Origin of the sequence: Nocardia jiangxiensis NBRC 101359, from assembly GCF_000308615.1 — a bacterium.
GTDB lineage: Bacteria > Actinomycetota > Actinomycetes > Mycobacteriales > Mycobacteriaceae > Nocardia > Nocardia jiangxiensis.
The window spans coordinates 665,599-689,523 of record NZ_BAGB01000041.1 but is presented as its reverse complement, the minus strand read 5'-3'; the positions used below and the strand labels follow the sequence as shown (position 1 = coordinate 689,523).

The window sequence follows — 23,925 nt, the reverse complement described above, 5'->3', positions numbered from 1 at the left end:
GACATCAGATGGGGGTTTCCGAGCAGATCGGGCATTGTTCGGGGGTGTCCGAAGGGTGAGGGTGGCCGAGGTTGATCAGGGTGGTCCAGCAGGTGCGGATCATGGCGCAGGTTTCGAAGGTGCAGTGGGCGTGGATGCTGCTGGTGATGACGGTGTGCATCTGGTGGGCGGGCAGAGCGTGGCCGGGGTGGTCGTGGAATACAGGGTTGTCGGACATCAGAATCCCAGGTGGGGGACGTCGGCGGGGATGAGTCGGCCCGCTTCGATCAGGCGCTGTTTGGCCTGAGCCTTGACCCGGCAGATCGTGGCGGGGCATTCCAGATGTTTCTGCATGATGAGGTGGGCATAGTCGATCGTCATGATGGGCAATCGGCTGTGGTCGGTTACTGGAATGTCGTACATGGAATACTCCGAATTGGTTTTGGGCAGATTGGAATGCCTGGCGGCCAAGGCCGAATGAACTCGAGTGCAAGAGAATTCGAGTTGCGGAACATCCTGGCCGCCGGGTCGAGATCAGTAGTACGCTGCCGGAGAACGCGGCGGAAGCTCTCGGGGCGCGAATCCTGGAAAAGGCTGTGCCGCTTCCAAAATGACGCTTTGAACCCATTCCAAAATCTGAGTCCAAGGGGAGTGAGGCTAGGTAATGACCGGATCGGCCGTGCCACGGCGGATGTTGGGCCGTGAACTGAAGAAGCTGCGTGAGCAGTCCGGAGTATCGGCGGTGGTCGCCGCCGAGGCGATCGAGGTCTCGCCGCAGACCCTGTGGCGGATGGAGTCCGGGCAGCAGGGGCCGAAGTTGAAAGAGCTGTACATCAAGGTGCTATGTGAGATGTACAGTGCACCAGCAGATCTCACCGAGGCGCTCGTCGGCCTGATCGCTGAGACGAAGAAGCCGGGATGGTGGCACAGTTTCGCCGACGCTGTTCCTGCGGACACGGACATGTTCATCGGACTAGAGGAGGCTGCGAGCCGGTTGACGACGTTTCAGCTGGCGCTGATTCCGGGCCTGTTGCAGACCCCTGACTATCGGCGCGCGGTTCATTGGATCGAGTTCCCCAGCAGGCCGACGACTGAGATCGAGCCGCTGATCGAACTGCACAGCCGGCGCGTCGCGAGCCTCACGGACGGGTGGAGATCTGTTCAGCTTGAAGCATTGGTGTGTGAATCTGCATTGCGTAACCAGATCGGTGGCCCGGGGGTGATGGAGGAGCAGCTCATCCACCTCGCTGATGTCGTTGCGGCGCAGAATATCTCGATTCGCATCGTCCCTCAGCAGGTAACTGGCAATCTGGGGCTGATCACTGGTTCCTTTGTCCTGATGGAGTTTCCAGCGCGTTCGAATACGCGGCTTTCCGAACCTCCAGTGGTTTACGTGCAGGGGTACACAGGTGCGCTGTACCTGGATCAGGAGTCTGAGATCAAGCAGTATCGGCAGGCCATTGGGCAAATCAAGCGGGTAGCGTTGGATGAGAAGAGGAGTAGGAGTCTTCTCCTGGATGTGGCAAGGGAGTACCAAGCGTGATGATCGATCTCTCCGGCGCAGCGTGGTTCAAAAGCAGCAGGTCCAGTACTCGAGACACTTGTGTCGAGGTAGCCCACCTCACCGACGACATGGTCGGCGTCCGCGACTCCACGAACCCCACCGGCCCAGCGTTGGTCTTCACCCCCACAGCCTGGGACGCCTTCACAACCGCCCTCCACTCCGGCCACTTCGACCTACCCTGACGCCACAGACTTCCAATAACACAGCGCAGACTTCCAACACGTAGAACCCTCAGGGGCTCAACACGTTCCGTTCCGGTTGCCCGGTTGTCCCGATCGGGCATCGGGAATTCTCTCGTATCCGACCATCCAGCAGACCGCGCTCGATCCGTCTTGCCTCGAGTGCGCACCCCGCCGCGAACCGATGCGCCCGCTCCCCGGGGCCGCGATGAAAACCCGCCGGTCCTGACATCCGGGCCGCTACATCGTCGGCCGACTCGAACTTTCGCCCGTCAGCCGCCACGCGGAGCCGATATGTCTTGGGGGCAACACTTCTACCTCTGCCTGTCACTTGTGCGAGAGTGCAACGGTTGCGATCCCCATCGTCGTCGGGCCAATCGAAGGCGTGTGCTCCGAATCGGTCGGGCAGCTCGGTTTCTCGCTCCTGCTCGGGCAGTTGTGGCAGGTCACATTTGGAGGTGGACGTGCGATGGCGAACGCCAAGGCTGTGACGCACCCCCAACCTGACCGGTCGCCGAATCCGAAATGCCCGGTACGTCGGGATATCGGCTCGATCGGCCGTCGAAACTGAGCTGATCGCCCCCCATAACCATTCAGCGACGACGTTCGGACCGCAATCGACACTGTCGGGCCCCGGCCTCGGCGTTGAACCAGCAGGGTCCAGCTTCGGCGTGGAACTGCTCTGGTCGAAATCTCCTGCTCGCTACCTGCGGTGGGGAAGGCACCTGACGACTCTGGTCGCGGCCATGATCTGCGTCTAACCGGAGGGGCTGGCCTTCGACTGCTTGCATGCCAGGTGTCGGATGACAGCCCCGGCAACGCGTGTCGCTCAGACAAGACCCGCCGCTCGACCTGCGCTGCTCACCTTGAGGTAGCTCATCAATTGCCGCACTGGTGATCAGGCGAGTAAATTGACTTCACATGACGAGCGCGAGCGAGTTCGCGGGAGGAATGTCGGCGCAGTGGGACATCGTCACGGGCGTGGGATTCACTGCGCTCGCGGTCGCGGCGGGGCGGGCGATGGAGACCAATCGTGAGGGTGGATTGGTGTCCGACCCGTATGCGGAGGCATTCGTACGAGCAGCCGACGCGCCGATCGAATTGCCGACTCGATCGGACGCGGCCGAGGAGGATCCCGACGTCCCCTGGTCGACGATGGCCCGCTACATGGGAGTTCGGTCGCGGTATTTCGACGAGTACTTCGGGACCGCATCGGCCGGGGTGTCGCAGATGGTTCTGCTCGCCGCAGGGTTGGACGCCCGCGCGTTCCGCCTGAACTGGCCCGCGGGAACCACGGTCTACGAGCTGGACGCACCGAAGGTGCTGGAGTTCAAGGATCGCGTCCTCGGCGAGCAGGGTGCGCGCCCCAGAGCGGATCGCCGACTGGTAGCGGTGGATTTGCGAGAAGAGTGGACGAGACCGCTGCGAGCGGCAGGTTTCGATCCGACCCGCCCTTCGGCGTGGCTGGCCGAGGGACTACTACCTTTCCTGCCGAACGCGGCGAAGGAGCAACTGCTCCGCACGGTCGACGAACTCACCGTCGCAGGCAGCACCATCGAACTGGAGTATGTCGCCGATCTGGCGAGCCTGCGCCGCGACCCGGATTTCATCGAACGCCGAAACCGCATGGTCGAACGAACCGGCTTCGACATCACGCAACTCTGGCCGGACGAGGAAGAGGACTTCCCCGTCGACACCTGGCTGCGCGAGCACGGCTGGACGGTAGCCGTCGACCACGTCGACGACGTAGCGGAGCGATACGGCGTGCAGTTCGAGGAGGAAACCATGTTCCCAGCGCACGGAGGCCAATTCGTCACGGCCCGCAAATCCGGCTCCGCTTAGAACCGCGCGGCACCGCCTCCTCCGACGACAAGCCCTACCGCATTCCCGAAGCTTCGAACTCCGCTACCGACGCCTCCCGAAGTGTCGGATGCTATGCGTCCCAGCAACATTCCGCCACAGTTCGACCACCTTCGCTGACGACTGCCTGGGTTGAATGCTTACGCGCCACTGGTCTTGCCGGAGTTCTCCCACCCGATTCGGGTTCCTCCGACGGGCGCACCACGATCGTCGAGGCTGACCTTCCTGAGTATGTCCGGTGCCCAAAAATGGCGGGTTGCTGGGCGATGCTGTCCGGGAGGGGGCGCGGCGATCGGCCTCGATTCTTCGTAGCGCGGACAGGAACCACCGATGCGTGAGAGTTGTTGTCCTTCTTCTGAATTCCAGTGCTCAACGTCAGCGACGGTCCAGCCGTCACTGACGACCACCGGCAGCGGTGACGTAGCTTGCGAAGCGGCGCTTCTATGAAGACAGCGCCGGTGAGGTTGTGCCCTTTTGGGTGCTCGGGCCTCGGCGCAACGCCTCGATATCGTCGTAGGTGAGCGGTTCGCCGGTGTTGGCCTTTTGAGTCTTGGCGTCTTGTTTCGCCTTGTCTTCGGTTTCCTTTTTCGCTTGCGCTTCGCCCTTTTTCAGCCGCGCCGCGGCGTCGCGTTCTCTTTTCGCGGCGGCGGCGAGCGTTTTGGTGGCGTCGTAGTCCTTTTCCGCTGTCCGGACTTTGAGCCAGCCGGTGACCATGTCCCGGATGGGAACGGCGAATTCGTCGACTATCTTCGCGATGCGTGCGGCGGTCACAATGGTGGCCAAACCCGCAGTCAGGCAGTTGGCGACCGCGCCGAGGATGATCGTGACACCGACCTGCACGGCCAGTTCTTTCGCCAGCTCCTCGAGCTTTTTTGCAGCTGTTCGCGCAGTCGGTGTAGGTCGTCGTGGTGGGTCTGGTAGGACTTCGCGATCTCGTTGCAGCCGTCGGTGATCGTGCTGGCCGAGAGCTTCATTCCTTGCAGGTCTTCGACCACCTGCGCGGCCTCGGGCGATTTGACCAGCGATACCGACGAGATGATGCGCCCGATGCCATCGGCCAGGCCGCTGATGGCGCGATCGGTGTGCATGGCGGTCCAGGTGCCCGCGATCGAGGCGAGTTTGTCCAGGTCGCCGTCCGGGATGACGATGCCGACCTTCTCGGCGAGGTGGATCGCATCGGACAGGCCATTGCCGGGGCCGCCCGCCGAGGGCGGCGGTTTGCGGCAACTGAGCACCGCTGGAAGCGGGTCGGCAGGCTTGACCGGCGCGGGGCCCTTGGTGCCGATGGTGGCGTTCCAGTCCGCGAGCTGGTGGTTATCCAGCGCATCGGCGCGGTTGTTGAACGCGTTGTACAGGTTCACCGCCGAGGTGTGCAGGGCCGAGGCGGCGGTGTAGTAGATCGATGGCTGGACGTCGATCGTGGTCACGCGTCAGATTCCGAGGGTTTTGCGGTTGGCGGCGATGGCGTCGGTGTACGAGGGTGTGCGGTTTCGGCGGCCGCGCGCATGGCCTCGATGCCGTCGCGGGCCTCGGTGGCCGCTTTCATCCACTCGCGGTGGGCCTCGGCGTGTTTTTCCGCGGCCGCGCCGGTCCAATCCTGGTGTGTGGCGGCAATTCTCGAATCCAGGCCCGATAGGGAATCGGTGATGAAGCTGTGCAGGCCGGCGATGCGGGCGGTCACTGCGTCGAGGTGGTCCAGGTCGACGCTGTATCCGCGGTCGTGGTCGCTCATGGTGTGCTCCTCACGGCAGGTCGAGGGACGAGACGCGCTGGGTGGTGGCTGCCGCGCGGGTGGTGTCCTGGTCGGTGATGCTGGCAGCGGTGACGCCGAGCAGATCGGCCATCGTGTGCAGGGCTTCCAGGACTTCGAGGGCTGCCTTGCGGGCCTCCTCCCAGCCTGCGACGTACGCGTCGGCCGCCGCGCCTTTCCAGGTGGCGGTCAGGCCCTGAACCTCTTTGTCGGCGTTGTGAACACCCGAGACCAGGGCTTCGGCGGTCTGCTGGACGTAGGTACCCGCCGAGCGCACCGTCTCGGGAACCATCGTGAACGACGTTGCGTCTGCCATGTATACGAATCCCCCTCCCTCGACGCCGACCCCACGGTAACCCATGCCGATCCGAGTGGTGCCGCACGGCGGCATCCAGTGAACTGGCCGATGCCGATGCCGATGCCGATGCCGATGCCGATGCCGATGCCGATGCCGATGCCGATGCCGATGCCGATGCCGATGCCGATGCCGATGCCGATGCGTGCGCTGTTGCCGTTGCCGACGCGTGTGCGATCCGGGCCTGTTTCGGAGACAACTACGGTCGCGGCTACCTACCCGGTGACGACAGCGTTGCTGGTGCCCGCGAAGGGAGTATCGCGCGCCGGCGTGAGGGGTCGCCGACAGTTCCCGGGGCCTCGCCGCTGAAGGGGTTGCCGCCAGGGCTATTACCGGATCCCTGATGGTGCGAGTTGTCGTGCTCGGGTAATTCCGCTCATCACGTGGCAACGCCGAAGAACGTTGCGGGGTCGAGGGATGTGATGGGAGTCCAGCGGGGTACCGGTGTCTCGTTCGTCGGTGACTGTTCGGCCGTCGAACTGTGATAACCCTGGAGATCCAGTGCCAGCCAAGGGTTTTCATCGATCTGACGGGCCAAGGCGTAGCAGGTGGCCAGCAGATGCAGGCAGCGCGGAGTGCGGGCGGTGCAGGAGCAGTCGGTGAGATGGAGAGTCGGAGCCACGGTGATTCCGGCGGCGCGGAGTGACACGTGGGTGTCGTCGCCCAGTTCTACTGTGTCCGTGGGGATTCTGGTGGTTATGGCGGTGATCGTCTCGGGTGACAGTGGGGCGAGTTCCAGGTAGGTGATCGAGGCTTGGGAGCCGCGGTGGATGCTCGCTCGTACTGCCGTGCCGTCGATTTCGGTGTGTACGCCGCCGTTGCGGGCGATGCTGCGGGCGCGGGGGAGGAGGGGATCGGGGCGGGTGGTGCGCAGGGGTTCGGCCAGGCGAACCCAGTCCATGCCCCACGCGGTGTAGCCGAATTCGTTGTCGGGCATGTCAATTGCCTCGCTTACGGCGCAGGATGGTGAGCAGGTGGTCGTCGTCCAGGCGGGCCAGTGCGGCGACCGCGCTGTTGTCGGAATCGGCGTCGGTGGTGAGATCGGCCAGTGCGGATTTGCGGTCGTGCATGCTCGCGATATGTTCCTCGACGGTCGTTCCGGTGGTCAGGGTGATGACGGTGACCGTGCGCGTCTGCCCGATGCGGTGCGCGCGATCGGAGGCCTGCGCCTCGACGGCGGGATTCCACCAGCGGTCGTAGTGGATCACGTCGGCCGCGCGGGTGAGCGTCAGGCCGGTGCCCGCCGCGCGCAGGCTCAGGATCAGCACCGGTGGCCCGTCGGGCGACTGGAACCGTGTGACGATCCGGGTGCGTTCATCGATGCTCAGGCCGCCGTGGAAGAACGGCGCGGTGACGCCGAGACGTTCGGCGCAGTGCCGCACCAGCAGTTCGCCGGTGCGCCGGAACCGGGTGAACACGAGCGTCGGATCGCCCAGTTCGACGTTGTTGGCCAGGATATCGGCGCAGACGTCGAATTTTCCCGAACGCCCGGATAATTCGTCGAGATCGCCGGAGATCAGGCCGGGGTGGTTGCACAGCTGACCGAGCGCGGTGAGCACCGCCAGCACGCGCGAATGCCGCTGGACTCCACTGCCGAACCCCTCGGCCTCCGCGCGATCGAGCAGCTCGTCGTACAGTCGCCCCTGCTCGTCGGTCAGATCGCAGATCAGATCGCAGTGGATCTTCGGCGGCAGCGCCGCGGCCACCTGAGACTTCTTGCGAGTCAGCACGATCGGTTCGAGAGTGTCCCGTAGACGCAGCGCCGCGTCGGCCGAGCCCTCGTGGATCGGCCGAACGAACCGCCGCCGGAACTGCGCTCGATGCGTGAATGCCCGGGGCGCAGCGAGATTGAGCAGCGCCCACAACTCGTCGAGATGGTTCTCCACCGGCGTTCCGGTCAACGCGACTCGCGCCTGCGCGCTGATCGAGCGTGCTGCCTTCGCGACCTGGGTGCGCGGATTCTTCAATACTTGAGCTTCGTCGAATACCGCTGTCGCCCATGGGGTGTCGGACAGTGGCCCGGCATGTCCGCGCAACGTCGGATAACCCGCGATGACGACGAGATTCGCTGCGGGCGAGGGTAGTACACCCCCGCGCCAGGCGACCGGTCGCAGACTCGGCGCGAAACGCTCGATCTCGTGCACCCAGTTGCTCACCAGCGAGGTCGGGCACAGCACCAGTTGCGGTCCATCCGCCGCGCGCCCGAGGAGAAATCCGATGGCCTGCACGGTCTTTCCCAGACCCATCTCGTCGGCGAGCACCGCGCCGCCGTGCACCGCCGTGGTCTCCCGCAGCCAGGCGATACCGCGAGCCTGATAGGGCCGCAGACGCGCGCGCAGCGTCGTCTCGAGTTCCGCGCCGACCGCGAGCGTGCCGGTGAGGGCGCGCAGTGCCCGGTCGGCCGAGATGATCCCGGTTTCGGTGGCATTCGGCACCGCGTGTGCGGCCGGTGGCAACGCGCTCGGATCCGCGCGGCCGTCCAGAGCCGCTCGCCAGGCGCGCACGGACGGGGTGCGCCGCGCCATGGTGAGGTGATCCGGTTCGACCAGCGTGCAGTCGACCTGCGCGACGGCGATATCGCCCGTGGTCGACGGAATCGCCAGCGCGATCCGGTCCGGTTCGCCCGCTCCGGTGGGTGCGGGGCCGGGCCGGCGTCCGGTCCAGGTCCACAGGGCGAACATGTGCCGATCGGGCAGATAGGTGGCGTGCGTGGTGGGCAGGGCGTGCCTCCCTTATCGGCGTACAGCGTACGGTATAGAGTAACGCCGTACAGCGTACCGAAATTCCAGGAGCTGCGCCGTGACCGAAGAATCCGCCCTCGACCAGGCCACTCGTCTGATGAGCCTGCTGTGGCGCGATGCGCTGCCGCCCCCGGCGCGAGCGCGCGGCCCTCGACAGGGCCTGTCCGTGGACGCGGTCGTGCGCGCCGGCATCGCGATCGCCGACCGCGACGGCTACCACCGGGTGTCGATCCGTACGGTCGCCGCCGAACTGGGAGTGCGCCCGATGAGCCTCTACACCTACGTGCCAGGTAAGGAGGCGCTGATCATGCTCATGGTCGACTCGGTCGCCGCCGAGGACGCGCCCATCGATGCGGCCCTGCCGGTGCGCGACCGCATGGCGTCGATCGCGCGAGGGGTGCGGGCCGAACTCCTGGCCCATCCCTGGCTGCTGGAGGTGCCGCCGTGGCGTCAGGTACTCGGGCCGGGCCGGATCCGCCGCTTCGAACGCCAGCTCGCCGCGCTCGACGGCGCCGGATTCGATGATCTGGAAATGGATCGCGTCATCGCGGTGCTGTCCGAATTCGCCACCGGGAACGCCCGCATGGCCGTCGCCGCGGCGCGCAGCGCGCAGGAGATGAGCGATGCGCAGTGGTGGGAGGTGCACGGGCCGCTGCTGACGCAGGTCATGCCCGAGGCGGACTATCCGCTGTCCAGCCGGGTCGGCGCCGCGGCCGGACAGGCGTATCAGGCTCCCGGCGATCCCGACGGCGCGTTCGACTACGGCCTCGCCCGGTTGCTGGACGGTATCGAGAACCGCCCGCGATAGCGGCTCCTCGGCTGCCAAACAATCGAATTACCTGTCTGCGAGCCGCGACGGATTGCATCCTGATTTCCGATACGGTGGCTCGCTGGTAGCCAGCCAGCTCGACAGGAAAGGCGCGGAGTTGAAATCTCGTCGGATACGTCGCGGCACACGGATGGCGGCGATCGCCGCGGCCACGATCGTCCTCGCCGCCGTCGGCATCGACACCGGTGCCACCACTGCGCATGCCGATCCGATCATGACGTCCGGCTCGCTGCTGGGCGACCGGTCCGCGCCCGACGGTTCCCGGGTGCAGTCGGCGCACCTGCTCGGCAAACGCGACCTGCGGCTCATGGTGTACTCGGCGGCGATGGGCAAGGCGTTCCCGGTGGACGTGCACCGCCCCGCGGACGCCTCGGTCCCGCGCCCGACGTTGTATCTGCTCAACGGCGCCGGCGGTGGCGAGGACACCGCGACCTGGGATCACAACACCGATATCGTCTCCGGATTCATGGCAGACAAGAACGTCAACGTGATCCAGGTGATCGGCGGCAGGTGGAGCTACTACACCGACTGGATCAAGGACGATCCGACGCTGGGCCGCAACAAGTGGCGGACCTTCTTCACCGAGGAGTTGCCGCCGATCATCAACGCGGCGCTGGGCACCAACGGCATCAATGCCATCGCCGGACTGTCCACCTCCGGGACGACGGTGCTGGCGCTGCCGATCGCGAAACCGGGCCTGTATCGCGCGGCTGCCGCGTACAGCGGATGCGCCCAGACCAGCGATCCGGTCGGCTCGCAATATGTCAAGCTGACCGTCAACGTGTGGGGCGGGGGCAACACGGACAATATGTGGGGCCCGGACGGGTCGCCCGAATGGGCGGCCAACGACCCCTATCTGCACGCCGCACAGCTGCGCGGACTGAACCTGTACGTCTCCTCCGGCAACGGTCTGCCCGGTCCGTACGACACGCTGGACGGCCCGTACACGCTGCCCGGTCCGGGCGGGCTGGCCAATCAGCTCATCATCGGCGGCGTCATCGAAGCGGGTGTGGACTACTGCACACACAACCTCGCCACCAGGCTCGCGCAGCTGCATATCCCGGCGACCTTCAACTTCCAGCCCTCGGGCACGCACTCGTGGGGTTATTGGCGGGAGAACTTCATCCGGTCCTGGCCGGTTCTGGCCAAGGGGCTGGGCGTATAGATCCGGTTCGAGAACAGGAAACGGGCGGCCCCGGAAGGGACCGCCCGTATGCGTACTTCGGAAGATTCAGTTGTCGAGCGGACGAGAGGAGCTGATGGTTACAGCGCCGGTGCCGACTCCGTATCGATCACGGCCTCGAGCTCGCGCAGGCGATCCATGTGCTCGTTGGCGTGATGCTGGCAGAAGAGCAACTCACCACCGGCGGGAAGGACTGCACGCACACGTGCAGCTGCCCCGCAGCGGTCGCACCGATCGACCGCGGTCAGTGGGGTGCTAGTCAGGGTTCCTGGCATGACTCCTCCGTCCTGGCTCCCGGTGCAGAAGACCGTTCGCCTGGGTGTGGGGCCCGCGGTCTCCTCCGCGAGCTCGCTGCCGCTACTTCCCAGCAGTGGTATTGACTACTCTGTCAGACGTTTGGGACGGGGGCTTTGTTCCCGAAGATGTTTCACTGTGTTTTCCGTAACATGACCAGGTGTTTCGCTGTGGGCGAACATACCCGTCGGATACGGTCTCACCTTCTTTTCGGTTGTCGAGAACTTGCCGATCCAGTTGTCTATTTCGGAGATTACCCCGGGGCACCGACACTCACACTCGGGATGCGGCAAACTTCGAGGCCAGAGGGTGCGGCGAATCGGCTAGGGTCGGGGCATGAACGCCACCGAAGCCTCAATCCCGCACGCGCGCAGGCTTGTTCACATGTGCACCCGCGGGGAGTGGGACCGCGCGCGGGCCGACGGGATCCGGCGCACGGACTCGCTCGACGCCGAGGGCTTCATCCACCTCTCCGCGCCACAGCAGGTTCACCTCCCGGCCAACCGATTGTTCGGCGGCCGCGACGATGTGGTTCTGCTATGGCTCGATCCGGAGCTGCTCGACGCCCCCGTGGCCTGGGAGCCGGGCGTGCCGACGGATCCGGAATCGATGCGCTTCCCGCACCTGTACGGCCCGCTGCCGATGCGGGCGGTGGTGTCGGTCACCGAGTATCGGCCTGGTCCGGACGGGAGCTATCCGACGCTGTCGGACCCTCGGGAGTAGCCGCGCGGCGTCGCCGGCCCAGTCGTTCCAGTCGCCGCGAGATCAGCAAGGCGATTCCGCCGGCCGCGAATCCGATCAGGATCGCGGTCAGATGGCCGTAGTCGGTGAAGGTGCGACCACGCCACACACCCAGTGCGTACCAGCCCAGCAGACAGACCGCCCACACGATCCGCGCGAGACCGGGCAGATGGAAGGCCAACGCGGCGAGCACCGCCGAAAAGCCGTACGAGGTACCGACATCCGCGGCGTGCACCACCTTCAGCGGAATCAGGTGATGCTGCACCGCATAGGAGATGCCGGTGACCACGATCAACGTCGCGCCGACGTGACCGGAGGCGAACACCAGGACCCAGCGCACCGTGCCCAGCCAGCGTTCGGCGTAGGCCATCACGACGAGGAAGCCCAGCATCGTCCCCCACGGAAAGCCGCCCTCGGTCCAGAACGCCGAGGCGACCAGCACCTGAACCGGTTCGCGGCGCATATTGGCCAGATTCGTGGACAGCGACAGGATCAACCGGTGCCCGGCGACATCGCTGATCCCGCGCAGGGTCCACCAGGTGACGAACAGGGTGAACGCGTAGGCGCAGGAGGCGGGTGCGCCGCCGAGATGGTGGCGGGCCGCGCGTAGCGCCCGCAGGGTCCGCCCGGGGGAGTGCCACCAGTCCCGCAGTGTCCGGCGGACCGCACCCACATCGACGGTCCGGGTCCAGGGGGACCGGTAGTGGATCAGTGGCGAGGCGGGCACAGGATCATCCTTGCGCGCCCGAGGAGTGCTCGCCTGGCGACGCGCCCTCGAAATCGGGTCGGCGGGTCGGGTCAGTCCCGGCTGGGCCAGTAGCGGCTCGCATGCTGGCCCTGCACGCGCGTGAGGTCGGGTTCGTCGGGATCGGTGATGCCCACTTGCAGGAACAGCAGGATCGTCACCATGCTCACGCCGATGATCAGGGGGGTGAGCAGTGCCTGGGCCGTTGCGCCCGAAGGCATGTGCATCTGGTCCGACAGGTGGGTGTGCATGGCGTACATGCCGGTGTAGTGCATTCCGCAGACCGCGATACCCATGATCATCGCGGCGCCGATAGCGGCCAGGACGCCGTGCACGTGCAGGGAGAACCACAGCGCCGCGGTCGAGGCGAGGATCGCGATGGCGATCGAGAGCAGCACCATCCAGGGGTCGTATTCCATTGCGGCGTCGGACTTCATCGCGTACATGCCCGCGTAGTGCATCGCGGCCACGCCCAGTCCGGTGGCCGTCCCGCCGGTCAGCAGCGAGGCGGGCTCACCCTGTCGGCGGACCACGACCCAGAGTCCGATCCACACCACGGCGATCGCGAGCGCCGCGCTCAGCAGCGTGATGGGGATGTTGTACCGGATGGTCGCGCCGTGGATCGAAAAGCCGAGCATCGCAACGAAATGCATGACCCAGATGCCCGTGCCGCCCAGTGCGACGGCCGCGGTGATGATCCAGCCGCGGGGCTGGGGGCTGGTGCGTGCGCGGGTCATGCATCGCAACGCCAGCAACGACCCGATGACGGAGAGTAGATAGGCGAGACCGGGTGTGAGCCACCCATAGGTGAATTGGTCGATAGCGGGCATGCCGACTCCTTGCTAGCCAGTCATCGCCTCATCGATCGGCGGCGACATCATCGAACAGTAGCCGCATACTCGCTGGTAGCAAATTTAAACTAGAAACTTCCGGTAAATTGCTGGGATGTGGAAACCGAACGGCCCAGGTTCATGCGAGGTCGAGGTGACCGCGCAATCGGTCGGTGTGTCGCGAGTACGTCAATGGCACTGGAACGCCGCGGCTCGCCGACCGGGCGAACCTCGGGCGACCACGGACCGGTATCGGACGGCTCGTGTGGAACATCCAGTCGCACAAGCGATGTCACCATTCGGTACGATCGCCCGCGGATCGGGTGTGCCGCGTCCCGGGGCGGGCGATACTACAGGAACGGCGGCGGTCGCAGGTCGAGTCGGCGCATCATGCGGTCCACCAGCTCCGGCGGCATACCCGGCTCGCGCCGGGCTGTCATCGCCTCGGAACGTCCCGCCTCGAGCACCTCGTTGGTGATCGCGCGGATCGTATTGGAGAACCGCAGCGGTTTGTCGGCATCCTTCACATCGCCCGCCGTCGCCGGATCCGCGGTCGCCAGACGACGTTCGAAGCCCTCGCGCAGGCGCTGGGAGACCGCGGGCGGCAGTTGCTCGTTGTCGACCAGTTCGTCCAGCCGGGTCAGTTCGGCCCGCAGGATCCGCACCCACAGCCCGCGTTCGAGGGCGCGCTCGATCTCGGTATCCGCCTGGACGTGACTCACGCGCACCACCGACGGCAGAGTCGTGCCCTGCAGCAGCAGGGTGAACAGCACGACCGCGAACGCGGTGAACAGGATTTCCGAACGTCCGGGGAACTGCGCACCGGAGTTGGTGGTCAACGGGACGGCCAGGGCCAGCGCGACCGTCGCCACCCCGCGCATACCGGCCCACCACGTCACCAGCGTCTCGCGCCAGGTGTGTGGTTCGTCGGTGGTGCTGCTGTGGAACACGCCCCGCACGATGAGGGTGCTGATCATCAGCCACACCAGCCGCAGCCCGACCACGACCGCGATGACGATGCCCGCCCCGGCCAGCATCTTGGACCATTCGGGTCCGGTGGCTGCCAGGACCGAGCTCAGTTCCAGACCGATCAGCCCGAAGGCGAATCCGGTCACCAGCATATCGATGACGTCCCAGAACGAATCGCCGACGATGCGGTAGTCGCTGTCGCTGAAATCCGTTGCGGCATCGGTCAGATACAGCGCGCACACCAGAACCGAGAGCACCGCGGAACCGTGTGCGGCCTCGCTCAGACCGTAGGCGGCGAACGGCAGCAGCAGGCCCAGCGCCACCTGCCAGGGCGCCTCCGACAGCCGGCGCATGATTCGGCTGCCCACCCAGCCCAGCACCAACCCGACCACGATCGCGACCACCGCGGAGATCACGAACTCCAGAATCGTGTGCAGCGTGGAGATCTTGCCGGTCGCCACGGCCTGGATGGCGACGTTGTAGAGCACGATCGCGGTGACGTCGTTGAACAGGCCCTCACCTTCGAGCACCGACATCAGACGGCGGGGCAGGCCGAGCCGGTCGGCCAGCGCGCTCACCGCGACCGGATCCGGTGGCGCCACCACCGCGCCCAGCGCCAGCGCCGCGGCCACCGGAATCGACGGATACCAGAGGTGGAACACCGCGGCCACGGCCGCTGCCGTCGCGACGACGAGCCCGACGGCGCGCAGCAGAATCGGACTCGCATTACCGGCGAACTGCTGCCAGGAGGTGCGCCGGGCCGAGGCGTACAACAGCGGCGGGAGCACCAGCGGCAGGATCAACTCCGGCGACAGCGTCACATTCGGAACCTGCGGAATGATGGCCAGCACCAGACCGAAGACGGTCATCAGCACAGCTGGTGCGAGACCTGTCTTGCGACCCAATGGTTGAGCCAGGATTGTCGCGAACGCCAGAATGAAAACCAACACCAACTGCTCCACAATTGACCAGTTTGCCAGCATTTGTGTTGTCGGCGAAGGCATGTCGGCGGGGAGTCCGCGAAATTGTCACCGAAGACGTTGCGCGACAATCGAATTGGTGATGTGTACGAATACGGGCGCGCCGCCGGGTCTTCCCGGCGGCGCGCCCGTCGTTCGGATGTCCTAGTCCAGGTAGTCCCGCAGCACCTGGGACCGGCTCGGATGACGCAGCTTGCTCATCGTCTTCGATTCGATCTGCCGGATGCGCTCACGGGTGACTCCGTACACCTGACCGATCTCGTCGAGAGTGCGCGGCTGGCCGTCGGTGAGGCCGAAGCGCAACCGGACCACGCCCGCCTCGCGCTCGGACAGCGTCTCCAGCACCGACTGCAACTGATCCTGCAGCAGCGTGAAGCTCACCGCGTCGACCGCGACGACCGCCTCGGAATCCTCGATGAAGTCGCCGAGCTGGGAATCGCCCTCGTCGCCGATGGTCTGGTCCAGCGAGATGGGCTCGCGGGCGTACTGCTGGATCTCGAGGACCTTCTCCGGGGTGATGTCCATTTCCTTGGCCAGCTCCTCGGGCGTGGGCTCGCGGCCCAGGTCCTGCAGCAGCTCGCGCTGGATACGGCCCAGCTTGTTGATGACCTCGACCATGTGCACCGGGATACGAATGGTGCGGGCCTGGTCGGCCATCGCGCGGGTGATCGCCTGACGGATCCACCAGGTGGCGTACGTGGAGAACTTGTAGCCCTTGGTGTAGTCGAACTTCTCCACCGCGCGGATCAGACCCAGGTTGCCCTCCTGGATCAGGTCCAGGAACGCCATGCCGCGACCGGTGTAGCGCTTGGCCAGCGACACCACCAGACGCAGGTTGGCCTCGAGCAGGTGGTTCTTGGCGCGGTTGCCGTCGCGCATGATCCAGTTCAGATCGCGGCGCGTGGTGACCGGCAGCTTGTCGCCCTTCTCGGACAGCTCGCGGAACTTCTCGGTGGCGTAGAGCCCGGCCTCGATGCGCTTGGCGAGCTCGACCTCCTCCTCCGCGTTGAGCAGCGCGACCTTACCGATCTGCTTGAGGTAGGCGCGGACCGAGTCGGCGGAGGCGGTGAGCTCGGCGTCCTTGCGGGCCTGGCGTAGCGCCTCGGACTCCTCCTCGTCCCAGACGAAGTCGCCGGAGGCCTTGTCGGCCGCGGTGGGCTCGTCGGCCTCGGCCTCCTCTTCCTCGGCGGCCTCCTCGACGACCTCCTCTTCGGTGAGGTCGTCCTCGGAGACTTCCAGATCGCCCAGATCCTCGAGGTCGATGCCCTCTTCGTCCGGGTTCTCCTCGCCCTCGCCGTCGGGCCCGGCCTTCTTGGTCGTGGCCTTCTTGGCAGGCGCCTTCTTGGCCGCAGCCTTGGCACCTGCCTTCTTGGCCGGCGCCTTCTTGGCTACGGCCTTCTTGGCCGGAGCCTTCTTCGCGGCAGCCTTTCGGACCGGCCGTGCGGCGGGGTTGTCTGCGGAGTCGGCCTCGTCGGCCGATTCGGCGGTCTGTCGGGTATTCGTGGCTACCACGTACGCCCTTTCGTGACTGTGTTCGTGCGGCGTCACGCCAGAGTGATCATTCCGGCGGAGCGGTTCTGTCGGGGTATCCCGGCTCTCGTGCCGGGGTCGGTTTCCGGCTCACCGCCGGGCATGCGTTCCATTGTAACTATCCGAACGATGTGCTTACGGCGCGATACCGGCATCGACGGCCATTGCGGCCCCCACGATGCCCGCGGTGTTGCGCAGGTGCGCGGCCACCACCGGAGTTCGATTGCCCAGCAACGGGATCCAATGCTCGGCGTCGCGGCTGATGCCGCCACCCGCCACGAACACATCAGGCCAGAGCAGATTTTCCAGGGTCACCAGCACCTTCGTCACCTGCGTGGCCCATTGCTTGTAGGACAGATTCTTTCGTTCCTTGACCGAGGAGGCGGCCCGGTGCTCGGCCTCCTTGCCACCGATATCGATGTGTCCGAATTCCGTGTTCGGCATCAGCGTGCCGCGGTACATCAGCGCCGAGCCGATGCCGGTGCCGAACGTCAGCAGCATGACCAGACCGTCGATGTTCTTGGCCGCGCCGTACCGGTCCTCGGCCATCCCGGCGGCGTCCGCGTCGTTGAGCACCACCACCTCGCGCCCGCCCAGCGCCAGCGAGAACAGCTGTCGAGCGTCGGTGTCCACCCAGCTGGAATCGATGTTGGCGGCGGTGCGGGCGATGCCGTTGACCATCACGCTGGGCAGGGTGATGCCGACCGGGCCGTCCCAGTCGGCCTTGGCCACCAGTTCGGAGACCGTCTCGGCGATGGCGTTCGGTGTGGCCGGATGTGGCGTGGCGATCTTGATGCGCTCGTGTGCGAGGTCTCCGGTGGCCAGATCCACCACCGCTCCCTTGACGCCGCTCCCTCCGATGTCTATCCCGAATGCTTGTCCCCGAGTGGACATTGACGACTCCTCGTTCCTGTGATGCCGGGCCGAAACAAGTGCGCGCGGCACGATACACGCCGATGTGCGGTGGAGTGCGCGACGGACGATCTGTGTCGTGCATGACAAGCCTAATGCGCGGTGCGGGACATCTGTGATGCGATGGAGGTCGTGCCGGAATCGACCATCTCTGCCGCCCCTGTCCCGACCCCCGAACAGATTGCCGAATTGCGCAGTGTCGCAGTACATCTCGTGCAAACCGCAGCAGCGCACGTGCGGCTGCGGCGGACCCGGATCCGCGGCGCGGCGGGCGCGTTGCGCGCCGACGCCGTGCAGTCCAAGAGCACCCCGACCGACCCGGTCACCGTCGTGGACACCGAGACCGAGGAGTTGATCCGCACCCTGCTCGCCGAGCTGCGCCCCGGTGAGCGCGTGTTCGGCGAGGAGGGCGGTGGCAGCGTCGGCGACGGGTCGCAGATCGTCTGGGTCGTCGATCCGATCGACGGCACCGTGAACTTCATGTACGGCATCCCGGCCTACTCGGTGTCCGTCGCCGCGATGTGGGACGGCCGGTCGCTGGCCGGTGCGGTCGCCGACGTGGCCGGGGAGCAGGTGTACAGCGCGGGCCTGGGCGCGGGAGCCGAGCGGATCGGCCCGGACGGCACGGTCACCGCACTGCGCTGCACCGAGGTCGACACGATCTCGATGGCGCTGCTGGCGACCGGCTTCGGGTACAGCGCCGAACGTCGCGCCCGGCAGGGTCAGCTCATCGCCGAAGTGCTGCCCCGGGTGCGCGATATCCGGCGGATCGGCTCGGCGGCCCTGGACCTGTGCATGGTCGCGGCCGGTCTGGTCGACGCCCACTACGAGCACGGACTCAACACCTGGGACTGGGCCGCGGGCGCGCTGATCGCCGCGGAAGCGGGCGCCCGCCTGCGCCTGCCCGCGGCCGGAACGGTCGCGAAAACCGGTGAACTCGTCGTCGCGGCAGCGCCCGGCATCGCCGATGAACTCCTGGAACTCTTCGACGACCTCGGCGTCGCGAAACCCGTCCCGTAATTTTGGCCTCCGCTCCGCTCCGGCGGGTTTGCGGCGCCCGAAGGCTTACCGCCCGGCCCCGTGTCGGGCACTCGTTCCTCGCACCCGCCACGCGTCCGGGCGGCAAGCCGCGCCGCAAACTAGGGCTGGCGTGGCCCAGGGGCGGTGGAACGAGGTGTGAAGGGCTGTGGATCTGCGGCTGTCCGGGGGCCTTTCACGGTTCGGGGATCATCGAGCCAGCCGAGAGGCGGCCGATGGGTACGAGACGGAGGCCAAAAATTCAGCGTCAGCAGTTGGCGGTGCGGGCGGCGTCCAGGAGGCCGGAGTCGACTGCGGGGTTGCCCGGGGCCGGGTTCTTGAGGGCCTTGAGCACTTCCTCGGCGTTGTCGCTGGGCTGCAGGTCGTTGCCGAACACGGAGCCCAGGGCCAGGTCGACGGTGTCGTCCTTGCGCTGGTCCTCGATCAGTTCCGCACAGGGGGCGACGAGTTGCACCGCTGCGGCGGCGGGGCGGCCGCTGACGCCGAAGCGGATCTGGCCGGTGCAGTTCAGATCGCCGTTGACGTAGACCGGATCGTTGGCGTACTGCGGCGGGGGCGGGCTGGCGAAGCCGTAGTCGCGCAGGCTCGTGGCGATGTGTTCGGCGAGGCCGCGCTCACCCGAGGCGTTGTAGACGCGCACCTTGGACTGTGCCAGCGCTGCTGGTTCCACATCGTGCAGGCGCGAGGGCGACACCCGTTCGCCCAGCCCCATCGGTTGGGCAGACTTCGGGTCGGTGGCCGGAGACGGCGAGTTGCAGACCATGGCGGTATGGCTGTGGTCCTCGGTCGTCAGCGCCTTGATCCAGATGATTGCGCAGATCAGCGCCAGGATCGCAACCATCGCGACCCATGGCTGATAGCGCCGTCGCAGGAACGGACGCCCCTTCTTGTCGATCGGGCTGCCTTCGGTGATCAGTGAAACCACATGCACACCATACGAGTTGGTTGGGCACAACCGAGTATTTGGCCTCGGACGCCTCGGAGGCCTCGGACGTAAAGATCGGGTCTCGTGTCGATCACGGGGCGTGTCAGGAGTGGACACCGAATCGTGTCGGTCCCCGTGTGACGTGTCGATTACCCCTCAGTTTCGACTCACGAGTGTTTTGATTGCGACTTTTGCCCGTACGTCCGCTATTGTCTGGCGGCCTGATTCGAATCGACCGAGGTGAATCAGGTGTGCGTTATCGGGAACAACCAGGGCATGTCCTGCGTTTACCGAGCGCGATCCGGAACGGATTCCGCAGATCCGGACCGGTGTGCGATGGGTGTACACGTGACGTACACCACCGGCGGGGCGGTACTCGCCGAGCCGATTCCGTCAGGGATCGGTGCGGAGGGAACCGGTCCGGGATATACGAAGTAAGGACGAGGGGATACGACATGGCAACCGACTATGACGCACCTAGGCGCACCGAATCCGATGAGGTTTCCGAGGACTCGCTCGAGGAGCTGAAGGCCCGTCGCAACGAGGCCGCGTCCGCCGTCGTGGATGTCGACGAATCCGATACCGCGGAGTCGTTCGAGCTTCCCGGGGCGGATCTGTCCGAGGAAGTGCTCTCGGTACGGGTGATCCCGAAGCAGGCCGACGAGTTCACCTGTACGAGCTGCTTCCTGGTTCATCACCGCAGCCGACTCGCCAGCGAGGCCGGCGGACAGCTCATATGCATGGACTGCGCTGCCTGAACAGGGCGCAGACGCACCACAGGACGGTGTCCGCGTATGTGCCGCACGGGCACGCGAACAGCCGTCCACGCTTCACACAGCTCCCCGCGCAGCCCACGGGAAATACATCCGGCAGCCCGCGCTCGGTACGCCGAGCGCGGCATCTACCTGTGCTGCGCGGATGCGGCCCGGCGCTAGGCCTTGCGCGGCTCGATGCCCAGTGCGGCCAGGACCTTGTCCGGGTGACGGGCACTGATCAGCCAGTACGGCGTCGGATCGTCCGGGTCGTCTAGGACGAGCAGCACCATGGGCCCGATCCAGGGTCGATGCTGCACGAAGGCGGCAGGGTCGAGCTGGCGGCCCATCGCGGCGCTCTTGGCGCTGGTCGGGACTACCGCTGCCCGAGCAACATACGTTACCGGTAGATGAGCCTTGTCCGTGCGCAATTCGAGAGTTCCGTTCGCATCCGGCGCGACTTCCACTCGATGGCGGCCCATCCACAGCAGCACCCACACCGGCACCGGAACCAGAAGGACGTACGGCAGCCAGGCGTGGATTCCCGGCGCGCCCAGATGCAGCGTGGCCGCCAACAAGGCCACGACACCCAGGCCCACCGGCCACCACCACAGCGGCGCCCACTGGCGTTCGGAGTACACGGGCGCGGCGGTCTTCTCGTTCGGCATGGTTACCTGCGCAGGCTGGTCGGACACCACATCAGACTAGGTCAGTCGGTGACCGGGTGACCGCGTAGGCTCCCTGGATGTGACCGGTATTCCATCCATCCCCCTGCTGCGGCTCGATCCCGGCATCCCCGTGCCCACGCGTGCGCACCCGGACGATGCGGGCGTGGACCTGTGCACCACCGAGGACGTCATCCTGGAGCCGGGCGAGCGGGTGCTCGTGGGAACCGGCATCGCGATCGCCCTGCCCACCGGCACGGTCGGCCTCATCCATCCGCGTTCCGGACTGGCCGCCAAGACCGGACTCTCGATCGTCAACACCCCTGGCACGATCGATGCCGGATACCGCGGTGAGATCAAGGTCTGCCTGATCAACCACGACCTCCGCACGGCGATCGAACTGCGTCGTGGGGACCGCATCGCCCAGCTGCTCGTGCAGCGGGTGGAGCTGGTCGATTTCGTGGCGGTCGACCGGCTCGACGACACCGTGCGCGGTGCGGGGGGATACGGGTCCAGCGGCGGACACGCCAGCCTCGATAATGGGAGCAGTGCCGGTGGGGAAGGCCCGGCCGGCGAGGAGGCATGAAGATGTTCGGACGGAAGAAACGCTCCGGAGACGACGCCCGCGGCGCGGGCGAATACGACGACTACGCCTACGAGGACGACTACGACGAGGCGGAGTACGACGATTACGACGAGGACGGCGACGACTACGACGAGCCGGTCTACCAGGAACCGGCTGCCCATCGTCAACGGTCCTACGAGGCAACGCATTACGAGGACGAGGTCGAGGAGTCGGACGAGGGTCCGGGTACCGGCCCCTACGATTTCGACGACGTGGCCGATCTGCTCGACGACGTGACCGACCAGCGCCTGGACCTCGGCTCTGTCATCGTTCCGGTGCCTCAGGGCGGGCAGTTGCAGGTGGAGATGACCCCCGACGGCACGCCGCAGGCGGTCCACCTGGCCACCGAGTACGGCCGCTTGACCGTGGCCGCCTACGCCGCGCCGAAATCGCCCGGACAATGGCGCATGGTGGCCGCGGATCTGGCCGAATCGCTGCGCAACGACGGCGCTCAGGTGTCCGTGCAGACCGGTCCGTGGGGTCGTGAACTGCACGCGGTGACCGACGGGGCCGATCTGCGGTTCATCGGGGTCGACGGATATCGGTGGATGGTGCGCCTGGTCGCGGCCGGGCCGTCCGGTGCGGTGGACGAGGGGCAGCCGCTGGTCCAGGCGGCCCGCAGCGTGCTCGCCGAGACGGTGATCCGGCGCGGTGAGGATCCGCTGCCGGTGCGCGATCCGCTGCCGGTGGTGCTCCCGCAGGAACTGGCCGATCAGTTGCAGGCCGCACATCAGCAGCAGGTGCAGGCCCAGGAGCAGGCGCTGGCGGCGCAGGCCGCTGCCGCGCAGGCGCACGCGACGGGCAGTTACCCGGCGGTCACGCCCGAAGCCGAGAGGCCGCGTCGCGGTTCGGAGGGTTCGGCGATGCAGCAGCTCGGCCTGAACTAGCGGTCGCTGGTCGCCCCGGCCCGGCGGTCCATCAGACCGTCGAGGCCGTGGGCGCCCAGTACCGCCGGGTTCGCGCCCATCTCGGCCAGGGTGATGCGGTGCAGTTCGGCGTGCGGGATCAGCTCGGCCCAGTCCGCGGCGACCGCGGCCGGATGGACCGGATCGTCCACCGCCGAGACGATGACGGTAGGAACCGTCAGTCCCGCAAGGGTTTCCGCTGTCGGCCAGGCATAGCCGGCGGCCTCCTCCAGGGCTCGGGGCAGATCCGGCCACTGGCCGCGCCAGGATTGCGTCAGCGCCTGCGCCAGCCAGGCCGGACTGCTCTGACGCATCCGCTCGACCACGGCCTCCAGGCCGTCCGCACGCAACTGCGCGGCGGTGGCCGCGGCGCTGAGCGCGGCCGGGCAGCCGGTGGTGTCGGCCCCGGTCCAGGCGGGCAGCGCCGCGATCACGCCGAACGCGGATTCAGTTCGCGCACAAGCCCATTCGACGGCGATGGCGGCTCCCAGGGAGATCCCCGCCGCCAGCACCGGACCGGAGCGGGCGGCCTCGTCGAGCGCGGCCCGGCAACTGGCCACCACGTCCCGCGGATCGGGCTCCACCGCGATGAACGGCAGATCCCGTGCGGCACAGGCGGGTTCGAACGCGCGGCGGGCGAAGTCGGCATCGGAGCCGGTTCCGGGCAGGCCGACGACGATCGCCGGGCGGGAGAGATCGGGCACGGGCCGAGCGTAATGGGTGGCGTGCCTGCCTGGGCCGAGCCCGTCGGGCGGAAACGTCTCGGCAGGTCGGTGTGTGGGTGGCCACCGGGCGGTGGCCGCAGGTGACGCCAGGCAGGTCCGGACGCCGTCAGGCAGCCGGTGCTGCGTCCGGGCAGGTGGTCGGTGGGCTCGTCCGAGCGGGCTGTTCGGCGGTCTGCGGGCGCGGAGCGCTGCGAAGTGTTTCGCCTCGTCAGCGTGGATCCGGTCGAGGTGGGTTGACTGGTTGGGACCGGGGGTATCACTGGGGTGACAGCATCGCCGGTGCAATGGCCGTCACATGAGGGCCGGGCACCGTAGCGGGCCTGGTGGGCTCGATCTACAGTGGCGGTGTACGGCCAACCGGCCCGTCGTACGGAAAACCGATGGCGCCCGCGCCGTCAGCAGTGCAGGAAGTGTTGCTACATGCCTTTCTCCGGCAGAAACAGGGCGGGTTCAGGTGCCCTCGTGCGCAAGGCCGGACCCGACAGCGGGTACTTCCGGCGTCTGGGTTACCGGCTGACGGCCGATCTGGACCGGCTCGACGCTCAGGAGCTGGCCGAGACCTCGGAGGCGTCGGGAGCCTGTCAGGCCGCCGAGTGCCGTCGTGGCGAGGAAGTCACCATGCTGGGCCGGCTGCGCAGTGTGGAGGCCTGTCCGAAGGCGGCCAGCGCCTGCCTCGAGGCCGAATTCTTCGACGGCACCGATGCGATCACCCTGGTGTGGATCGGCCGGCGTCGCATACCCGGCATCGAGCCGGGACGTCGTATCCTGGTTCGCGGCCGCATCGGTGAACGTGATGGCGCCAAGGTGATCTTCAACCCCTACTACGAACTCCGCGGGAATTCCTGACGT

At 66.6% G+C, this 23,925-nt stretch carries 28 protein-coding genes; 11 read left to right on the top strand and 17 right to left on the bottom strand.

Annotation, left to right across the window (positions count from 1 at the left end):
• Window positions 1–4: 4 nt before the first annotated feature.
• Entirely contained in the window at window positions 5–217 is a 213-nt protein-coding gene (locus ON40_RS17305) for a hypothetical protein (protein WP_040823603.1), read from the bottom strand.
• The gene (locus ON40_RS17300) at window positions 217–360 is read right to left on the bottom strand and encodes a hypothetical protein (RefSeq protein ID WP_245567842.1); all 144 of its coding nucleotides are present in this window, start codon (window positions 358–360) and stop codon (window positions 217–219) included. Before ON40_RS17300 ends, ON40_RS17305 begins: the two co-directional genes overlap by 1 nt.
• Before the next feature lie 283 nt (window positions 361–643).
• Between ON40_RS17300 and ON40_RS17295 the strand changes: the two genes are divergently transcribed.
• The 3 genes from ON40_RS17295 (at window position 644) to ON40_RS17285 (ending at window position 3,564) form a co-directional block, all read left to right on the top strand.
• Window positions 644–1,522 (top strand): helix-turn-helix domain-containing protein, encoded by an 879-nt coding sequence (locus ON40_RS17295; protein WP_040823600.1) that lies wholly within the window; start codon window positions 644–646, stop codon window positions 1,520–1,522.
• The gene (locus ON40_RS17290; protein WP_040824450.1) at window positions 1,522–1,725 is read left to right on the top strand and encodes a DUF397 domain-containing protein; all 204 of its coding nucleotides are present in this window, start codon (window positions 1,522–1,524) and stop codon (window positions 1,723–1,725) included. The genes ON40_RS17295 and ON40_RS17290 overlap by 1 nt, the downstream gene beginning before the upstream one ends.
• Before the next feature lie 918 nt (window positions 1,726–2,643).
• Window positions 2,644–3,564 carry an SAM-dependent methyltransferase gene (locus tag ON40_RS17285; protein ID WP_040823598.1) on the top strand — a complete coding sequence of 307 codons (921 nt, stop codon included), beginning with the start codon at window positions 2,644–2,646 and terminating at the stop codon, window positions 3,562–3,564.
• Window positions 3,565–4,023: 459 nt separating this feature from the next.
• Here ON40_RS17285 and ON40_RS17280 read toward each other — a convergent pair whose 3' ends face one another.
• The 6 genes from ON40_RS17280 to ON40_RS17250 all read right to left on the bottom strand — a co-directional run bounded on the left by ON40_RS17280 (window position 4,024) and on the right by ON40_RS17250 (window position 8,368).
• Window positions 4,024–4,422, bottom strand: coding sequence for a hypothetical protein (locus tag ON40_RS17280; protein WP_040823597.1), 399 nt, complete (start codon window positions 4,420–4,422; stop codon window positions 4,024–4,026).
• Window positions 4,374–5,009: a hypothetical protein gene (locus ON40_RS17275; protein WP_040823595.1), complete on the bottom strand. Its 636-nt coding sequence runs from the start codon at window positions 5,007–5,009 to the stop codon at window positions 4,374–4,376. The genes ON40_RS17280 and ON40_RS17275 overlap by 49 nt, the downstream gene beginning before the upstream one ends.
• Window positions 5,006–5,314, bottom strand: coding sequence for a WXG100 family type VII secretion target (locus ON40_RS17270; protein ID WP_051193189.1), 309 nt, complete (start codon window positions 5,312–5,314; stop codon window positions 5,006–5,008). The genes ON40_RS17275 and ON40_RS17270 overlap by 4 nt, the downstream gene beginning before the upstream one ends.
• A 10-nt stretch (window positions 5,315–5,324) precedes the next feature.
• Entirely contained in the window at window positions 5,325–5,648 is a 324-nt protein-coding gene (locus ON40_RS17265) for a WXG100 family type VII secretion target (RefSeq protein ID WP_040824446.1), read from the bottom strand.
• 418 nt (window positions 5,649–6,066) lie between these two features.
• Complete coding sequence (locus ON40_RS17255; RefSeq protein WP_040823594.1) at window positions 6,067–6,624, bottom strand: hypothetical protein; 558 nt, start codon at window positions 6,622–6,624, stop codon at window positions 6,067–6,069.
• Window position 6,625: 1 nt separating this feature from the next.
• On the bottom strand, window positions 6,626–8,368 hold the full coding sequence (locus ON40_RS17250; protein WP_040823593.1) for a DEAD/DEAH box helicase: 1,743 nt from the start codon (window positions 8,366–8,368) through the stop codon (window positions 6,626–6,628).
• Window positions 8,369–8,525: 157 nt separating this feature from the next.
• On the opposite strand from ON40_RS17250, the gene ON40_RS17245 reads away from it, so the two are divergent.
• Window positions 8,526–9,236 carry a TetR/AcrR family transcriptional regulator gene (locus ON40_RS17245; protein WP_051193263.1) on the top strand — a complete coding sequence of 237 codons (711 nt, stop codon included), beginning with the start codon at window positions 8,526–8,528 and terminating at the stop codon, window positions 9,234–9,236.
• A 151-nt stretch (window positions 9,237–9,387) separates the two neighbouring features.
• Window positions 9,388–10,422, top strand: coding sequence for an alpha/beta hydrolase (locus ON40_RS17240; RefSeq protein ID WP_085997723.1), 1,035 nt, complete (start codon window positions 9,388–9,390; stop codon window positions 10,420–10,422).
• A 98-nt stretch (window positions 10,423–10,520) separates the two neighbouring features.
• On the opposite strand, the gene ON40_RS54605 is transcribed toward ON40_RS17240, so the two are convergent.
• On the bottom strand, window positions 10,521–10,715 hold the full coding sequence (locus ON40_RS54605; RefSeq protein WP_029903635.1) for a DUF7455 domain-containing protein: 195 nt from the start codon (window positions 10,713–10,715) through the stop codon (window positions 10,521–10,523).
• Window positions 10,716–11,070: 355 nt separating this feature from the next.
• Here ON40_RS54605 and ON40_RS17230 point away from each other — a divergent pair, with 355 nt between their 5' ends.
• Window positions 11,071–11,457: a DUF952 domain-containing protein gene (locus tag ON40_RS17230; protein WP_040823585.1), complete on the top strand. Its 387-nt coding sequence runs from the start codon at window positions 11,071–11,073 to the stop codon at window positions 11,455–11,457.
• Here ON40_RS17230 and ON40_RS17225 read toward each other — a convergent pair.
• The 5 genes from ON40_RS17225 to ppgK all read right to left on the bottom strand — a co-directional run bounded on the left by ON40_RS17225 (window position 11,396) and on the right by ppgK (window position 17,423).
• Window positions 11,396–12,202, bottom strand: a complete 807-nt coding sequence (locus ON40_RS17225; RefSeq protein ID WP_051193187.1) for a rhomboid-like protein — start codon at window positions 12,200–12,202, stop codon at window positions 11,396–11,398. The genes ON40_RS17230 and ON40_RS17225 overlap by 62 nt on opposite strands.
• A gap of 71 nt (window positions 12,203–12,273) precedes the next feature.
• Window positions 12,274–13,050: an MHYT domain-containing protein gene (locus tag ON40_RS17220; protein WP_040823582.1), complete on the bottom strand. Its 777-nt coding sequence runs from the start codon at window positions 13,048–13,050 to the stop codon at window positions 12,274–12,276.
• A gap of 350 nt (window positions 13,051–13,400) precedes the next feature.
• The gene (locus tag ON40_RS17215) at window positions 13,401–14,969 is read right to left on the bottom strand and encodes a Na+/H+ antiporter (RefSeq protein ID WP_245567841.1); all 1,569 of its coding nucleotides are present in this window, start codon (window positions 14,967–14,969) and stop codon (window positions 13,401–13,403) included.
• A 174-nt stretch (window positions 14,970–15,143) separates the two neighbouring features.
• Window positions 15,144–16,511, bottom strand: a complete 1,368-nt coding sequence (locus ON40_RS17210; RefSeq protein ID WP_040824437.1) for an RNA polymerase sigma factor — start codon at window positions 16,509–16,511, stop codon at window positions 15,144–15,146.
• A gap of 153 nt (window positions 16,512–16,664) precedes the next feature.
• Window positions 16,665–17,423 carry a polyphosphate--glucose phosphotransferase gene (gene ppgK / locus ON40_RS17205; RefSeq protein WP_040823577.1) on the bottom strand — a complete coding sequence of 253 codons (759 nt, stop codon included), beginning with the start codon at window positions 17,421–17,423 and terminating at the stop codon, window positions 16,665–16,667.
• Window positions 17,424–17,564: 141 nt separating this feature from the next.
• Here ppgK and ON40_RS17200 point away from each other — a divergent pair, with 141 nt between their 5' ends.
• The gene (locus ON40_RS17200) at window positions 17,565–18,461 is read left to right on the top strand and encodes an inositol monophosphatase family protein (RefSeq protein WP_083895740.1); all 897 of its coding nucleotides are present in this window, start codon (window positions 17,565–17,567) and stop codon (window positions 18,459–18,461) included.
• Window positions 18,462–18,726: 265 nt separating this feature from the next.
• Here the strand turns inward: ON40_RS17200 and cei are convergent, their stop codons facing one another.
• The gene (cei, locus tag ON40_RS17195; protein ID WP_040824431.1) at window positions 18,727–19,404 is read right to left on the bottom strand and encodes an envelope integrity protein Cei; all 678 of its coding nucleotides are present in this window, start codon (window positions 19,402–19,404) and stop codon (window positions 18,727–18,729) included.
• A 455-nt stretch (window positions 19,405–19,859) separates the two neighbouring features.
• Here cei and ON40_RS17185 point away from each other — a divergent pair, with 455 nt between their 5' ends.
• Window positions 19,860–20,162 (top strand): DUF4193 domain-containing protein, encoded by a 303-nt coding sequence (locus ON40_RS17185; protein ID WP_040823574.1) that lies wholly within the window; start codon window positions 19,860–19,862, stop codon window positions 20,160–20,162.
• A 173-nt stretch (window positions 20,163–20,335) separates the two neighbouring features.
• Here ON40_RS17185 and ON40_RS17180 read toward each other — a convergent pair whose 3' ends face one another.
• Window positions 20,336–20,824: a DUF3093 domain-containing protein gene (locus ON40_RS17180; protein WP_040823573.1), complete on the bottom strand. Its 489-nt coding sequence runs from the start codon at window positions 20,822–20,824 to the stop codon at window positions 20,336–20,338.
• Window positions 20,825–20,903: 79 nt separating this feature from the next.
• Here ON40_RS17180 and dut point away from each other — a divergent pair, with 79 nt between their 5' ends.
• Both dut and ON40_RS17170 read left to right on the top strand, forming a co-directional pair.
• The gene (gene dut, locus ON40_RS17175) at window positions 20,904–21,407 is read left to right on the top strand and encodes a dUTP diphosphatase (RefSeq protein WP_083895692.1); all 504 of its coding nucleotides are present in this window, start codon (window positions 20,904–20,906) and stop codon (window positions 21,405–21,407) included.
• 2 nt (window positions 21,408–21,409) lie between these two features.
• Complete coding sequence (locus ON40_RS17170) at window positions 21,410–22,333, top strand: DUF3710 domain-containing protein (protein WP_040824428.1); 924 nt, start codon at window positions 21,410–21,412, stop codon at window positions 22,331–22,333.
• Here ON40_RS17170 and ON40_RS17165 read toward each other — a convergent pair.
• Window positions 22,330–23,055, bottom strand: a complete 726-nt coding sequence (locus tag ON40_RS17165) for an alpha/beta fold hydrolase (protein ID WP_040823570.1) — start codon at window positions 23,053–23,055, stop codon at window positions 22,330–22,332. The two genes, ON40_RS17170 and ON40_RS17165, sit on opposite strands and share 4 nt — an antisense overlap.
• Before the next feature lie 483 nt (window positions 23,056–23,538).
• Here ON40_RS17165 and ON40_RS17160 point away from each other — a divergent pair, with 483 nt between their 5' ends.
• On the top strand, window positions 23,539–23,922 hold the full coding sequence (locus ON40_RS17160; protein ID WP_040823568.1) for an OB-fold nucleic acid binding domain-containing protein: 384 nt from the start codon (window positions 23,539–23,541) through the stop codon (window positions 23,920–23,922).
• Window positions 23,923–23,925: the final 3 nt, after the last annotated feature.

Bases quoted from the DNA above. Each gene is read 5' to 3' on its own strand.
- ON40_RS17305 (WP_040823603.1), bottom strand. From the start codon at position 217: ATGTCCGACAACCCTGTATTCCACGACCACCCCGGCCACGCTCTGCCC.
- ON40_RS17300 (WP_245567842.1), bottom strand. From the start codon at position 360: ATGACGATCGACTATGCCCACCTCATCATGCAGAAACATCTGGAATGC.
- ON40_RS17295 (WP_040823600.1), top strand. From the start codon at position 644: ATGACCGGATCGGCCGTGCCACGGCGGATGTTGGGCCGTGAACTGAAG.
- ON40_RS17290 (WP_040824450.1), top strand. From the start codon at position 1,522: ATGATCGATCTCTCCGGCGCAGCGTGGTTCAAAAGCAGCAGGTCCAGT.
- ON40_RS17285 (WP_040823598.1), top strand. From the start codon at position 2,644: ATGACGAGCGCGAGCGAGTTCGCGGGAGGAATGTCGGCGCAGTGGGAC.
- ON40_RS17270 (WP_051193189.1), bottom strand. From the start codon at position 5,314: ATGAGCGACCACGACCGCGGATACAGCGTCGACCTGGACCACCTCGAC.
- ON40_RS17265 (WP_040824446.1), bottom strand. From the start codon at position 5,648: ATGGCAGACGCAACGTCGTTCACGATGGTTCCCGAGACGGTGCGCTCG.
- ON40_RS17255 (WP_040823594.1), bottom strand. From the start codon at position 6,624: ATGCCCGACAACGAATTCGGCTACACCGCGTGGGGCATGGACTGGGTT.
- ON40_RS17250 (WP_040823593.1), bottom strand. From the start codon at position 8,368: ATGTTCGCCCTGTGGACCTGGACCGGACGCCGGCCCGGCCCCGCACCC.
- ON40_RS17245 (WP_051193263.1), top strand. From the start codon at position 8,526: ATGAGCCTGCTGTGGCGCGATGCGCTGCCGCCCCCGGCGCGAGCGCGC.
- ON40_RS17240 (WP_085997723.1), top strand. From the start codon at position 9,388: ATGGCGGCGATCGCCGCGGCCACGATCGTCCTCGCCGCCGTCGGCATC.
- ON40_RS54605 (WP_029903635.1), bottom strand. From the start codon at position 10,715: ATGCCAGGAACCCTGACTAGCACCCCACTGACCGCGGTCGATCGGTGC.
- ON40_RS17230 (WP_040823585.1), top strand. From the start codon at position 11,071: ATGAACGCCACCGAAGCCTCAATCCCGCACGCGCGCAGGCTTGTTCAC.
- ON40_RS17220 (WP_040823582.1), bottom strand. From the start codon at position 13,050: ATGCCCGCTATCGACCAATTCACCTATGGGTGGCTCACACCCGGTCTC.
- ppgK (WP_040823577.1), bottom strand. From the start codon at position 17,423: ATGTCCACTCGGGGACAAGCATTCGGGATAGACATCGGAGGGAGCGGC.
- ON40_RS17200 (WP_083895740.1), top strand. From the start codon at position 17,565: ATGGAGGTCGTGCCGGAATCGACCATCTCTGCCGCCCCTGTCCCGACC.
- ON40_RS17185 (WP_040823574.1), top strand. From the start codon at position 19,860: ATGGCAACCGACTATGACGCACCTAGGCGCACCGAATCCGATGAGGTT.
- ON40_RS17180 (WP_040823573.1), bottom strand. From the start codon at position 20,824: ATGCCGAACGAGAAGACCGCCGCGCCCGTGTACTCCGAACGCCAGTGG.
- ON40_RS17170 (WP_040824428.1), top strand. From the start codon at position 21,410: ATGTTCGGACGGAAGAAACGCTCCGGAGACGACGCCCGCGGCGCGGGC.